This window comes from Mycobacterium sp. Root135, assembly GCF_001426545.1.
Classification (GTDB): domain Bacteria; phylum Actinomycetota; class Actinomycetes; order Mycobacteriales; family Mycobacteriaceae; genus Mycobacterium.
In genome coordinates this window covers 78,008-91,908 of sequence record NZ_LMEZ01000006.1, presented here as the reverse complement: position 1 = coordinate 91,908, position 13,901 = coordinate 78,008, and the positions used below count along the sequence as shown (strand labels likewise).

Below are 13,901 nucleotides of genomic sequence, written 5' to 3'. Positions count from 1 at the left end.
GTCGGATGCTCGTCGCGCTGCGCGCCGAGATCGGCTTCGACGACTACTACGATCTCGGCGACGCCGGTGATCGGCGTGCCAACACCCTGATCCTGAACCGGCTCCACGAGCACCGGCCCGACGACGCCGTCCTCTCCGAAGAGGCGGCCGACGACCTGTCGCGGATCCGCGCCGACCGGGTGTGGATCGTCGACCCCGTCGACGGCACCCGGGAGTTCTCGACGCCGGGGCGCACCGACTGGGCGGTGCACATCGCGCTGTGGCAGCGCACGACGGGATCGGACGGCGACATCACCGACGCCGTGGTCGGATTGCCCGCGCTCGGCGAGGTGTATCGCAGTGACACCGTGGCGGCACCGCCGCCGCGTGAGCCGGGCCCCATCCGGATCGCGACGAGCCGCCACCGCCCGCCCACGGTGCTGTGGTGGCTGCGGGACATGCTCGACGTCGAACTGGTCGGCATCGGGTCCGCAGGCGCCAAGGCCATGGCCGTCGTCCGGGGCGACGTCGACGCCTACGTCCACGCCGGCGGTCAGTACGAGTGGGATTCTGCGGCGCCCGCCGGGGTGGTCATGGCAGCGGGTCTGCACGCTTCGCGGTTGGACGGGTCCCCGCTGCGCTACAACCGGCGCGACCCGTATCTACCCGATTTCGTGATGTGCAGGCCGGAGCTTGCCGGCACCCTGCTCGAGGCGATCCGGTCGGTGTTTTGAGTGAACCGGGAATGGATTCGCTCTGCCCGTTGTCGCACATTGCGAACAACCACCGTCGGAGGCTGACCTGAACGCACACCCTAGAGTCGTAGCCATGCAATCGTGGCCTGCGCCGACCGTTCCGCAGCTCACCGGTGTGGGAACGCCGTTGCGCCTCTTCGACAGCGCCGACCAACAGGTGCGTCCGGTGGCAGCGGGTGAGACAGCGACCATGTACGTGTGCGGCATCACGCCGTACGACGCGACCCACCTGGGCCATGCGGCGACCTATCTGACCTTCGACCTGGTCTACCGGGCGTGGCTCGACGCGGGCCATCGGGTGCATTACGTCCAGAACGTCACCGACGTCGACGACCCGCTGTTCGAGCGGGCGGCGCGCGACGGCATCGACTGGCGCGACCTCGGGGCCCGCGAGACCCAGCTCTTCCGCGAGGACATGGCGGCGCTGCGCGTCCTTCCGCCGCAGGACTACGTGGCCGCCACCGACGCGATCGCCGAGGTGATCGAGCTGGTGGAGAAGATGCTGGCCTCAGGTGCGGCGTACGTGGTGGAGGACGCCGAGTATCCCGACGTGTACTACCGGGCCGACGCGACTGCGCAGTTCGGCTACGAGTCGGGGTACGACCGCGAGACCATGCTGCGGCTGTTCGCCGAGCGGGGCGGGGACCCCGACCGGGCGGGCAAGGGCGACGCGTTGGACGCGCTGCTGTGGCGTGCGGAGCGGCCGGGCGAGCCGAGTTGGCCGTCGCCGTTCGGTCCTGGTCGGCCGGGGTGGCACGTCGAATGTGCCGCCATCGCTCTTGACCGCATCGGCACCGGGCTCGACCTCCAGGGCGGCGGAAGCGATTTGATCTTCCCGCACCACGAGTTTTCGGCCGCCCACGCCGAATCGGTCACGGGGGAGCGACGTTTCGCCAGGCACTACGTCCACGCCGGGATGATCGGCTGGGACGGTCACAAGATGAGCAAGAGTCGAGGCAACCTGGTGCTGGTGTCGAAGCTTCGTGCCGAGGGCGTCGACCCCGCCGCCATCCGGCTGGGTCTGCTTGCCGGGCACTACCGTTCCGACCGGTACTGGAGTGACGCGGTCCTCGCCGAGGCGCAGGACCGGCTGGCCCGGTGGCGCGCGGCGACGGCCCTGCCGTCCGGACCCGACGCCACCGACGTGGTCGCCAGGGTCAGGCAGTACCTCGCCGACGATCTCGACACTCCCAAAGCCCTTGCCGCACTTGATGGTTGGGTTGCCGACGCGCAGCAGTACGGCGGCGACGACGTCGAGGCACCCGGCCGGGTGGCGGCGGCCGTCGACGCGTTGCTCGGAGTCGCGCTCTAGTCACGAGGTACCTTGCCGCCCATGGCTTCGGTTGACGGCAAGGTCGTGTTCATCACCGGTGGTGCGGCGGGGGTCGGCGCGGAAGTCGCCAGGCGGTTGCACGCCAAGGGCGCTCGGCTGCTGTTGACCGACGTCGACGCGGGCGCGCTCGCCAGCTTCGCCGCAGCACTCGGCGGTGACCGGGTGTTGACGGTGACCGCCGACGTCCGCGACCTGCCTGCCATGGAGGCCGCGGTCGACGCCGGGGTTCAGCGCTTCGGCGGCGTCGACGTCGTGGTCGCCAATGCGGGCATCGCCAGCTACGGGTCGGTGCTGCAGGTCGACCCCGCGGCCTTCAAGCGGCTGATGGACGTCAACGTCCTCGGGGTGTTCCACACCGTGCGGGCCGCGCTGCCGGCCATCGTGGAGCGTCGGGGTTACGTACTGGTCGTGTCGTCGCTGGCCGCCTTCACCGCCGCCCCGGGATTGGCGCCATACAATGCCAGCAAGGCCGCGGTGGAGCAGTTCGCGAACGCGTTGCGGCTCGAGGTCGCCCACCACGGCGTCGACGTCGGATCGGCGCACATGTCGTGGGTCGACACGGCGATGGTGCGCGACACCAAGACCGACCTGTCCACCTTCGGCGAGATGTTGTCCAAACTCCCGTATCCGGTGAACGTCACCACGTCGGTGGAGAAGTGCGGCGCCGCCTTCGTGGACGGCATCGAGGGGCGGAAGACCCGGGTGTACTGCCCGCGCTGGGTGGGTGCGCTCCGGTGGCTCAAGCCGATCATGTCGACCCGCCTCGGCGAAGCCCCCATCAAGAGGTTCGTGCCCGACCTCCTGCCTCGGATGGACGCCGAGGTGGTCGCGCTTGGACGTTCGACGAGTGCCCATTCCGAGGCCCTGGATACGCCCCCGACCACGTGACACCCCGCCAATCGAGGATCCGGGGCCGGTAGGCGCTCCGATGGTTTGATGATGTCGTGAAGTCGACACACCTCCGCCGGGCTCTGGCCGTAAGCGTCGCGGCGGTGCTCGTCACCGTCATGGCGGCCTGCGCGAAGAGCGAGAAGCCCGAGGTCGTCGGCTCCGCGCCGCCGCCACCACCGTCGTCGGCGATCAGCCCCGAGCAGGCCAGGGCGATCGCGAAGGAGGCCTACGTCTACGGCTTCCCGATGGTCGACGACTACCGCGTCATGTACTCGTACTTCGTGGACAAGGGCGACGCCGAGTACAAGGGCGGCTGGAACGAAATCCACAACACCGCACGGGTTTTCACGCCGGCCGACACCACGATCCAGACGCCGAACTCCGACACGCCCTACTCGGTCGTGGGAGCCGATCTACGCACCGAGCCACTGGTGCTCACCGTGCCGCCGGTCGAGCAGGACCGGTACTTCTCGCTGCAATTCGTCGACCAGTACACGGCGAACTTCGCCTACGTCGGCAGCCGGACCACCGGCAACAGCGGCGGCAAGTACCTTCTGGCAGGGCCCAATTGGACGGGGGAGAAGCCCGCGGGCGTCAACGAGGTCATCCGGTCCGACACCGAGCTGGCGCTGGTGCTCTACCGCACCCAGTTGTTCGAGCCGCTGGACTTGGACGCCGTCAAGCGGATTCAGGACGGCTATCGGGTGGAACCGCTGTCGGTCTTCCTCAAGCAGCCGCTGCCACCGCCGGCCCCCGCGATCGACTTCGTCCCCGCCCTGACCCCGGACCAGGAGCGCACCTCACCCCAGTTCTTCGACATCCTGAACTTCGTCATGAAGTTCACCCCGACGCTGCCCGCCGAGAAGGCCATGCGGGACCGGTTCGCCACCATCGGCATCGGTCCCGACGGCACCTTCGACGCCGAGAAGCTCTCACCGGAGATGCGCACCGCGGTCCAGGACGGCATGGCCGACGCCTGGGCCGAACTCGACGCTCTGAAGAAGAACGAGATCGACACCGGAAAGCTGTCCTCCGCCAGCCTGTTTGGCACCAAGGAGGACCTCAAGGGCAACTACCTGAACCGGATGGCCGGCGCGGTGTTCGGCATCTACGGCAACACCGCCGCGGAGGCGCTCTACCCGAACTTCTCCGTCGACGCGGCGGGCGCGCCGCTCACCGGCGCCAACGCCTACACCTACCACTTCGCCCCGGGCCAGCTGCCGCCCGTCAACGCGTTCTGGTCGTTGACGATGTACGGGCTGCCGAAGAGCCTGCTGGTGGCCAACCCGATCAACCGCTACCTGATCAACTCGCCGATGCTGCGCGAGCTGGTCCCCGACGCCGACGGCGGCTACACGCTGTACGTGCAGCGCAATTCGCCAGGGCCGGAGCGCGAACCCAACTGGCTGCCGGCCCCCGAGGGCCCCTTCTCGTTGGTGCTGCGGCTCTACTGGCCCAAGCCCGACGCGCTGGACGGTCAATGGCAGGCACCGAAGCCCGAGAAGGTGGTGACGTGACACGCCTCCTGACCGACCCCGAGCTCATCGCCGAACTCGAACCAATCGTGGAAGCCGGCCTCAACCAACACTTCGCCACCACCAAGGACTGGTCCCCGCACGATTACGTGCCATGGTCCGACGGCTCCAACTACGCCGCCCTCGGCGGTTCGGAATGGGAACTCGAACAGTCACCCCTGTCCGAGCTGGCGCGCATCGCCATGGTCACCAATCTGCTGACCGAGGACAACCTGCCGTCGTATCACCGCGCGGTCGCCGGGTACTTCACCGTCGACGACGCCTGGGGCACCTGGGTGAACCGGTGGACGGTCGAGGAGAACCGGCACGGGATCGCCCTTCGCGACTACCTGGTGGTCACCAGGGCCGTCGACCCGATGGAGCTGGAACGGGCCAGGATGCTGCAGGTCACCTCCGGGTTCAGCCCGGGGCAGCAGGGGCAGGGCGACGTCGCGCCGGAATCGTTCCTCGACGCCGCCGCCTACGTGACGTTCCAGGAGTTGGCCACCAGGGTGTCGCACCGCAACACCGGCAAGGCGTGTGACGAACCCGTCGCCGACGCGCTGCTGAAGCGCATCGCGTTCGACGAGAACCTGCACATGATCTTCTACCGCGGCCTGACCGGGGCGGCGCTGGACCTGACGCCCGACCGTGCCATGCGCTCCATCACGCGGATCCTGGTCAACTTCGCGATGCCCGGCTTCTCGATCCCGAACTTTCGTCGCAACGCGGTGACGATGGCCGTCGGCGGCATCTACGACGCCCGCCAGCACCTCGACGAGGTGGTGTTGCCGGTGCTGCGCAAGTGGCGGATCTTCGAGCGCACCGACTTCACCGCCGACGGCGAGCGCAGCCGCGACGAGCTGGCCGCGTTCATCGAAAAGCTGGAGATCGAGGCGGTCAAGTTCGAGGACGCCAAGGGCAGGTATCTCGAACGCGCCGCGCGCAAGGCGGACCGCGTCGCCGCGAAGGCGCTGGTCTAGCCCCTCGTCTCCCCGCGAAAGCCCGGCCCACGCCGGCGCAGGTACCGCTCGAACTCCGCGGCCAGCGCGTCTCCGTCGATCTTGCCGAGGGCCTCGGTCATGTCCACCTCGGCGTCGCCGCGCTCCTCGAGCGTCTGCACGTATTCGGCGATCTCGTCGTCGTCGGCGGTCATCTCGCTGACGGCCTGTTCCCATTCCTCGGCTTGGATCGGCAGATCGGCCAGCGGCACCTCGATGTCGAGGACGTCCTCCACGCGCCGCAGCAACGCCACCGTCGCCTTGGGGTTCGGCGGCTGCGACACGTAGTGCGGCACCGCGGCCCAGAACGTCACGGCCGGGATTCCGGCGGCCACGCAGGCGTCCTGGAAGACGCCGGCGATGCCCGTCGGCCCCTCGTATCGGGTCTCCTCGAGGCCGAAGAACTTGGCCGATTCGGGGGAGTAGGCGGCACCGGACACCGGCACCGGCCTGGTGTGCGGCGTGTCCGCCAGGAGTGCGCCCAGGATCACGACGGTTTCGACGTTGAGCTTCTCGGCGATGGCCAGCAACTCGGCGCAGAACGTTCGCCACCGCATGTTGGGCTCGACGCCGTGCATCAGCACGATGTCGCGGTCGCTGCCAGGCGGGCGGCAGTGCGAGATGCGCATCGAGGGCCACACCAGCTCGCGGGTGACGCCGTCGATCTGGCGAATCACCGGGCGATTCACCTGGTAGTCGTAGTAGGACTCGTCGTCGATCTCGACGATGGTGTCGGCCTCCCAGATCACGTCGAGGTGCTCGAGCGCGTCACTGGCCGCGTCACCGGCGTCGTTCCAGCCTTCGAAGGCTGCCACGATGATGGTGTCCTGCAGGTTGGGCAGGTCTGTCACCAGGCAAGCGTAAGCCCTGCCCGGCACCGGCGAGCGCCATCACCGGGCGGGTCGCCGTACGCGCTGGCGGCGCCGTGAAATACGTTCGGCTGCACTCTCGTTACCCTGGGTAACCAAGACCGCAGGACGTGGGCGTCCGGTCTTCTGTCGAGCGACGACGTAGACTTGCTCGGTCGAGAGGCGTTGCAACGGTTGTCGGAGGGCTGAATCCTCTAGACATCCGCCACGCTCGGCGGAGTTAAGGACGCCTTCCGTTACGGAAGGAGTGCACGTGGACGCCCATGAGCCAAGCTTTACAGCGAACGTCCGCCCCGACTGCACCGAGGAACTGACCGCTGCCCTGCGGCAGCGAATCATGGTGATCGACGGCGCGATGGGCACGGCGATCCAGCGGGACCGGCCAGACGAGGCCGGCTACCGCGGCGACCGGTTCACGGAGTGGCCAAGCGCGCTCCAGGGCAACAACGACCTGCTGACCCTGACGCAGCCGCAGATCATCGAGGGCATCCACCGCGAATACCTCGAGGCGGGCGCCGACATCCTCGAGACCAACACGTTCAACGCGAACGCGGTCTCGCTGGCGGACTACGACATGGCCGACCTCAGCTACGAGCTGAACTACGCGGGCGCCGCCCTGGCGCGGGTGGCGGCCGACGAGTTCAGCACCCCGGACAAGCCCCGCTACGTCGCGGGAGCGCTCGGGCCGACGACGCGGACGGCGTCGATCTCGCCGGACGTCAACGACCCCGGTGCCCGCAACGTCTCCTACGACCAGCTGGTCGCGGCGTACCTCGAGGCCGCCAACGGTCTGGTCGACGGTGGTTCCGACCTCATCATCATCGAGACGATCTTCGACTCGCTGAACTCCAAGGCGGCGGTGTTCGCCGTCGAGACGCTGTTCGAGGAGCGCGGCCGGCGCTGGCCGGTGATCATCTCGGGCACCATCACCGATGCCTCCGGGCGGACGTTGTCCGGTCAGGTCACCGAAGCATTCTGGAACGCCATCAGGCATGCGAAGCCGCTCGCGGTCGGCCTCAACTGCGCGTTGGGCGCGCCGGAGATGAGGCCCTACATCGCCGAGGTGGGGCGCATCGCCGACACCTTCGTGTCCTGCTACCCGAACGCCGGCCTGCCCAACGCCTTCGGCGAGTACGACGAGTCCCCGGAGAGCCAGGCTGCCTACATAGCCGAGTTCGCCGAGGCCGGCCTGGTCAACCTGGTCGGTGGGTGCTGCGGAACGACGCCGGCGCACATCGCCGAGATCGCCAAGGTCGTCGAGGGCGTGGCGCAGCGCGAAATTCCTGTGATCGAGGTGGCCACCCGGCTCTCGGGTCTGGAGCCGCTCACCATCACCAACGACTCCCTGTTCGTCAACATCGGTGAGCGCACCAACATCACCGGCTCCGCCCGGTTCCGCAACCTGATCAAGGCCGAGGACTACGACACCGCCCTGTCGGTGGCCTTGCAGCAGGTCGAGGTCGGTGCGCAGGTCATCGACATCAACATGGACGAGGGCATGATCGACGGCGTCGCCGCGATGGACCGGTTCACCAAGCTGATCGCGTCCGAGCCCGACATCAGCCGCGTCCCGGTGATGATCGACTCCTCCAAGTGGGAGGTCATCGAGGCGGGCCTGAAGAACGTCCAGGGCAAGCCAATCGTCAACTCGATCTCCATGAAGGAGGGCGAGGAGAAGTTCGTCCGCGAGGCCCGGCTGTGCCGCAAGTACGGCGCGGCGGTCGTCGTGATGGCCTTCGACGAGCAGGGCCAGGCCGACAACCTGGAGCGCCGCAAGGAAATCTGCGGGCGCGCCTACCGGATCCTGACCGAAGAGGTCGGCTTCCCCGCCGAGGACATCATCTTCGACCCGAACTGCTTCGCACTGGCCACGGGCATCGAGGAGCACGCGACCTACGGCATCGACTTCATCGAGGCCTGCGCCTGGATCAAGGAGAACCTGCCGGGGGTGCACATCTCGGGCGGCATCTCGAACGTGTCGTTCTCGTTCCGCGGCAACAACCCCGTCCGCGAGGCGATCCACGCGGTATTCCTCTTCCACGCCATCAAGGCAGGCCTGGACATGGGCATCGTCAACGCGGGCGCGCTGGTGCCGTACGACTCGATCGACCCCGAGCTGCGGGACCGCATCGAGGACGTCGTGCTCAACCGTCGCGAGGACGCGGCGGAACGGCTGCTGGAGATCGCCGAGCGGTTCAACAGCTCCGAGAAGGCCGACGATCCCGTCGCCGCCGAGTGGCGCAGCCTCCCGGTTCGCGAGCGGATCACCCACGCCCTGGTCAAGGGCATCGACGCCAACGTCGACGCCGATACCGAGGAGCTGCGGGCCGAGATCGAGGCGGCCGGCGGGCGGCCCATCGAGGTCATCGAGGGCCCGCTGATGGACGGCATGAACGTCGTCGGCGACCTCTTCGGTGCGGGCAAGATGTTCCTGCCCCAGGTCGTGAAGTCGGCCCGGGTGATGAAGAAGGCCGTGGCGTACCTGCTGCCGTTCATCGAGGCGGAGAAGGATGACATCGCGGCCGCGTCCAGGGCGAGCGGAGCGACGGGGGATGTCAAAGCCAAGAAGGACACCAACGGCACGATCATCATGGCGACGGTCAAGGGCGACGTCCACGACATCGGCAAGAACATCGTCGGCGTCGTGCTGCAGTGCAACAACTACGAGGTCATCGACCTCGGTGTGATGGTGCCCGCCCAGAAGATCCTGGATGCGGCCAAGGAACACGACGCCGACATCATCGGGCTGTCCGGCCTGATCACCCCGTCCCTGGACGAGATGGTCAACTTCGCCGTCGAGATGGAGCGTCAGGGGCTGACGATCCCGCTGCTGATCGGTGGCGCGACGACGTCGCGGGCGCACACCGCGGTGAAGGTGGCGCCGCGTCGCAGCGGTCCGGTGGTCTGGGTCAAGGACGCGTCCCGGTCGGTTCCGGTCGCCGCCGCGCTGCTGGACGACAAGCAGCGGCCTGCCTTGCTGGAGGCCACCGACAAGGACTACGCCGCCCTGCGCGAGCGGCACGCCCAGAAGAGCGAACGGAAAATGCTCACGCTGGAGAAGGCGCGGGCCAATCGGACGCCGGTCGAGTGGGAGGGCTACACGCCGCCGGTGCCCGCGCAAGGCACGGGAGTTCGAGAATTCCTCGACTACGACTTCGCCGAGTTGCGGGAGTACATCGATTGGCAGCCGTTCTTCAACGCATGGGAGATGAAGGGCCGATTCCCCGACATCCTCAACAACCCGGTCTCCGGCGAGACGGCGCGCAAGCTGTACGAGGACGCCCAGGAGATGCTCGACACCATGATCAAGGAGAGGTGGCTGACCGCCAACGGCGTGATCGGCTTCTTCCCCGCGAACGCGGTCGGCGACGACGTCGAGGTCTACACCGACGACACCCGGACCGAGGTGCTGACCACGTTGCGCAACCTGCGCCAGCAGGGTGAGCACCGAGACGGCATCCCCAACCGCAGCCTCGGTGACTTCATCGCGCCCAAGGAGACTGGGCTGGCCGACTACGTCGGTGCCTTCGCCGTCACCACCGGGCTCGGCATCCGCGACAAGATCGACGAGTTCAAGGCGGCGAACGACGACTACAACGCCATCCTGCTCGAGTCGCTCGCAGACCGGCTGGCAGAGGCGTTCGCCGAACGGATGCATCAGCGGGTTCGCAAGGAGTTCTGGGGTTTTCAGCCCGACGAGCAGCTCGACAACGAGGATCTGATCGGCGAGAAATACGTCGGAATCCGTCCAGCCCCCGGCTACCCGGCCTGCCCCGAGCACACCGAGAAGGCGACGCTCTGGGACCTGATGGACGTCAAGGAGCGCACCGGCATCGAGCTGACCGAGTCGATGGCGATGTGGCCAGGCGCCGCCGTCAGCGGCTGGTACTTCTCGCACCCCCAGTCGCAGTACTTCGTGGTCGGCCGGATCTCCCAGGACCAGGTGGCCGACTACGCGAAGCGCAAGGGCTGGACCCTGAAGGAAGCCGAGCGCTGGCTTGCCCCCAATCTCGGCTACAACCCGGAGGACTGACCTGATGCTTGCAGTGTTGTGGGACATGGACGGCACCCTCGTCGACTCCGAAAAGCTGTGGGACGTCTCGCTGCAGGCGCTCTACGGGCGCCTCGGTGGCGTGATGACCCCCGAGGTGCGGGACAGCACGGTGGGCAGCTCGTCGGAGGGTCTGATGCGCATCGTGTACACCGATCTGGGCCTGGCTCACGATCCGGTTGCGATGGAGGAGTCGGCGGACTGGTTGCACGACTACACCGGCGACCTCTTCGAGCAGGGCCTGACGTGGATGCCCGGTGCGCGGGAGATGCTCGACGCGTTGACCGCCGCGGGCGTCCCGATGGCGTTGGTCACCAACACGCGCCGCGGGCTCACCGAACGCGCGCTGAAGAGCATTGGCAGCCACTACTTCTCGGCGTCGGTCTGTGGTGACGAGGTCGAGAACGCCAAGCCCGCACCGGACCCGTATCTGCGTGCGGCCGGACTGCTGGGCCTCGAACCCGCGCAGTGCCTGGCCGTCGAGGATTCGGTGACGGGGTCGTTGGCTGCCGAGGCGGCCGGGTGCCCGGTGCTCGTCGTACCCAACGACGTCGAGGTGCCCGAGGGGCCCCGGCGTCACCACGTGGCGTCGTTGACCGAGGTCGACGTCGATTCGCTGCGCGCGATTCACGAACGGTTGAGCACTCTCGCAGGCGTTGCTGGCGGTATGGGATCGCAATCAGAGCACTGATTTCGCTCGACGCCAGGGTTCGCCAGTAACGGGTGCGTTCAAGATCGGCGAAATGCCAAGTGGCATACGGCCATTTCGAGCGTCGCAGTGTCCTATCGTGATGTGTCGAGCTTCACGCAGCGCTGCGAAAGGAACCTCCATGGCTGGTCAGGGTCCCCCGGTATCCGACGAGCCGTCGGCGATCTCGGACGAAGACTTCTCCTCCGGCGGTACCGCCGTCCGAATCGCCTCGGTCGCCGCGTTGGGCGGCCTGCTCTTCGGCTACGACAGTGCGGTGATCAACGGCGCGGTCAAGTCGATCGAGGAGCAGTTCCAGGTCGGTTCGATCGAATTGGGGTTCGCCGTGGCGTCGGCGCTCCTCGGTGCCGCGGTCGGTGCAATGACGGCGGGCCGCATCGCCGACAAGATCGGCCGCATCTCGGTGATGAAGATCGCCGCGGTCCTGTTCTTCATCAGTGCCATCGGGACGGCGTTCGCGCCCGAGGTCATCACCCTGGTGGTCTTCCGCGTCATCGGCGGCATCGGCGTCGGTGTCGCATCGGTGATCGCGCCCGCCTACATCGCGGAGACCTCGCCGCCCCGGATTCGAGGCAGGTTGGGTTCGCTGCAGCAGCTGGCGATCGTGCTGGGCATCTTCCTGTCCTTCGCGATCAACACCCTGCTGCAGACCATCGCAGGAGGTGCCAGCAAGGACCTGTGGTTCGGCCTGGAGGCCTGGCGCTGGATGTTCTTGGTGATGATGGTGCCCGCGATCGTGTACGGCGTGTTGTCCTTCACCATTCCGGAGTCACCGCGGTATCTCGTTGCCAGCCACAAGATCCCGGAAGCCCGCAGGGTGCTGAACCTGCTGCTCGGCGAGAAGAACCTCGAGATCACCATCGATCGCATCAAGGAGACCCTCGAGCGCGAGGACAAGCCGTCCTGGAAGGACATGCGCAAGCCGGGGGGCAGCTTCCTCAGCTTCTACGGCATCGTGTGGGTGGGTCTCGGGCTGTCGGTCTTCCAGCAGTTCGTCGGCATCAACGTGATCTTCTACTACTCGAACGTGCTGTGGCAGGCGGTCGGCTTCAGCGAGTCCGAGGCAGCGTGGTCAACCGTGATCACGTCGGTGATCAACGTGGCGACGACGCTCATCGCCATCGCGCTGATCGACAAGATCGGCCGCAAGCCGCTGCTGCTCATCGGTTCCACCGGCATGGCCGTCACCCTGCTGACGATGTCCGTCATCTTCGCCAACGCCACGGTGGGAGCCGACGGCGTCCCGGCCCTCCCCGAGGGCACCGACATCATCGCGCTGATCGCGGCGAACCTGTTCGTCGTCGCGTTCGGAATGTCGTGGGGCCCGGTGGTCTGGGTGCTTCTTGGCGAGATGTTCCCGAACCGCATCCGCGCTGCGGCCCTCGGCCTCGCCGCGGCCGGGCAGTGGGTGGCCAACTGGCTGATCACCGTGTCGTTCCCCGAACTGCGGAGTCACCTGGGCCTGGCGTACGGCTTCTACGGTCTCTGTGCGGTGCTGTCCGGACTGTTCGTGTGGAAGTGGGTCATGGAGACCAAGGGCGTCTCACTGGAGGACATGCACGGCGCGATCGTCGCCGGGGACAAGGCCGCGAAGACCGCCTGAGGCGGCTCGGCGGGAAACCGCCGTGACTTCACGGGCGGTGACGTGGAACAATCGCCTGCCGTGAAGACCTTCGACGCGTTGTTCGCCGAACTGAGCGAGCGCGCGCAAACCCGACCCGCAGGTAGTGGCACCGTCAAGGCACTGGACGGCGGCGTGCACGGACTGGGGAAGAAGGTCCTCGAGGAGGCCGGCGAGGTCTGGCTGGCCGCCGAACACGAGAGTGACGACGAACTGGCGGGGGAGATCAGCCAGCTCCTCTACTGGACGCAGGTCCTGATGATCTCGCGGGGTCTGACCCTCGACGACGTGTACGCCAAGCTGTGAGCGATTCGCAGGCGAACGGCATGCTGCGCGTCGCCGTGCCCAACAAGGGCGCGCTCAGCGAGTCGGCCGCCGAGATCCTCTCCGAGGCCGGCTACCGCCGCCGCCGCGACCCCAAGGACCTGACCGTCGTCGACCCGGCGAACAACGTCGAGTTCTTCTTCCTGCGGCCCAAGGACATCGCGATCTACGTCGGATCGGGTGAGCTGGACTTCGGCATCACCGGCCGCGACCTCGCGCAGGAATCCGATGCACCCGTCCAGGAGCGGCTGGCGCTCGGCTTCGGCTCCTCGAGCTTCCGGTACGCCGCGCCTGCGGGGCGCGAGTGGACCGTCGCCGGGCTCGCCGGCAAGCGCATCGCCACGGCCTACCCGAACCTGGTCCGAAAGGATCTGGCTGCCAAGGGCATTGAGGCCACCGTCATTCGTCTCGACGGCGCCGTCGAGATCTCGGTGCAGCTGGGCCTCGCCGACGTCATCGCCGACATCGTCGGGACGGGCCGCACCCTTGGTCTGCACGGCCTGGTGGCCTTCGGTGAGCCGCTGTGCGACTCGGAGGCCATCCTGATCGAGCGCGCCGACCCGGATCCGACGACGGCACGGGCTCGCGACCAGCTCGCCGGCCGCGTCCAGGGCGTGGTGTTCGGCCAGCAGTACCTGATGCTCGACTATGACTGCCCGCGAACGGTTTTGGACCAGGCGACGGCGGTCACCCCCGGACTCGAGTCGCCCACCATCGCGCCGTTGGCCGACCCGGCGTGGGTCGCGGTGCGCGCACTGGTCCCGCGAAGGACCGTCAACGCCATCATGGATGAGCTGGCAGGCATCGGTGCCAAGGCGATCCTGGCCTCTGACATCAGGTTCTGCCGCTTCTGA

Annotated in this window: 11 protein-coding genes; 10 read left to right on the top strand and 1 reads right to left on the bottom strand. The window is 67.5% G+C overall.

The window, feature by feature from the left end; translation table 11 throughout:
• Positions 1–5 precede the first annotated feature (5 nt).
• The 5 genes from ASD37_RS17095 to ASD37_RS17075 all read left to right on the top strand — a co-directional run bounded on the left by ASD37_RS17095 (position 6) and on the right by ASD37_RS17075 (position 5,455).
• Positions 6–713 carry a 3'(2'),5'-bisphosphate nucleotidase CysQ gene (locus ASD37_RS17095; RefSeq protein ID WP_056555286.1) on the top strand — a complete coding sequence of 236 codons (708 nt, stop codon included), beginning with the start codon at positions 6–8 and terminating at the stop codon, positions 711–713.
• Positions 714–807: 94 nt separating this feature from the next.
• Positions 808–2,046, top strand: a complete 1,239-nt coding sequence (mshC, locus tag ASD37_RS17090) for a cysteine--1-D-myo-inosityl 2-amino-2-deoxy-alpha-D-glucopyranoside ligase (protein WP_056553747.1) — start codon at positions 808–810, stop codon at positions 2,044–2,046.
• A 21-nt stretch (positions 2,047–2,067) separates the two neighbouring features.
• Positions 2,068–2,955 carry an SDR family oxidoreductase gene (locus ASD37_RS17085; protein ID WP_056553744.1) on the top strand — a complete coding sequence of 296 codons (888 nt, stop codon included), beginning with the start codon at positions 2,068–2,070 and terminating at the stop codon, positions 2,953–2,955.
• Positions 2,956–3,074: 119 nt separating this feature from the next.
• On the top strand, positions 3,075–4,475 hold the full coding sequence (locus ASD37_RS17080) for a DUF1254 domain-containing protein (RefSeq protein ID WP_056555283.1): 1,401 nt from the start codon (positions 3,075–3,077) through the stop codon (positions 4,473–4,475).
• Positions 4,472–5,455 carry an acyl-ACP desaturase gene (locus ASD37_RS17075; protein WP_056555280.1) on the top strand — a complete coding sequence of 328 codons (984 nt, stop codon included), beginning with the start codon at positions 4,472–4,474 and terminating at the stop codon, positions 5,453–5,455. Before ASD37_RS17080 ends, ASD37_RS17075 begins: the two co-directional genes overlap by 4 nt.
• On the opposite strand, the gene ASD37_RS17070 is transcribed toward ASD37_RS17075, so the two are convergent.
• Entirely contained in the window at positions 5,452–6,324 is an 873-nt protein-coding gene (locus ASD37_RS17070) for a PAC2 family protein (protein WP_370073063.1), read from the bottom strand. The genes ASD37_RS17075 and ASD37_RS17070 overlap by 4 nt on opposite strands.
• A 355-nt stretch (positions 6,325–6,679) precedes the next feature.
• On the opposite strand from ASD37_RS17070, the gene metH reads away from it, so the two are divergent.
• From metH to hisG, 5 genes are all read left to right on the top strand, one after another.
• Positions 6,680–10,375, top strand: a complete 3,696-nt coding sequence (metH, locus tag ASD37_RS17065) for a methionine synthase (protein ID WP_235568477.1) — start codon at positions 6,680–6,682, stop codon at positions 10,373–10,375.
• 4 nt (positions 10,376–10,379) lie between these two features.
• Entirely contained in the window at positions 10,380–11,084 is a 705-nt protein-coding gene (locus tag ASD37_RS17060; protein WP_056553735.1) for an HAD family phosphatase, read from the top strand.
• A 139-nt stretch (positions 11,085–11,223) separates the two neighbouring features.
• Positions 11,224–12,705, top strand: a complete 1,482-nt coding sequence (locus ASD37_RS17055; RefSeq protein ID WP_056553731.1) for a sugar porter family MFS transporter — start codon at positions 11,224–11,226, stop codon at positions 12,703–12,705.
• A gap of 42 nt (positions 12,706–12,747) precedes the next feature.
• Positions 12,748–13,029, top strand: coding sequence for a phosphoribosyl-ATP diphosphatase (locus ASD37_RS17050; protein ID WP_056553728.1), 282 nt, complete (start codon positions 12,748–12,750; stop codon positions 13,027–13,029).
• Between the two features lie 20 nt (positions 13,030–13,049).
• Positions 13,050–13,901 (top strand): ATP phosphoribosyltransferase, encoded by an 852-nt coding sequence (gene hisG, locus ASD37_RS17045; RefSeq protein WP_056555276.1) that lies wholly within the window; start codon positions 13,050–13,052, stop codon positions 13,899–13,901.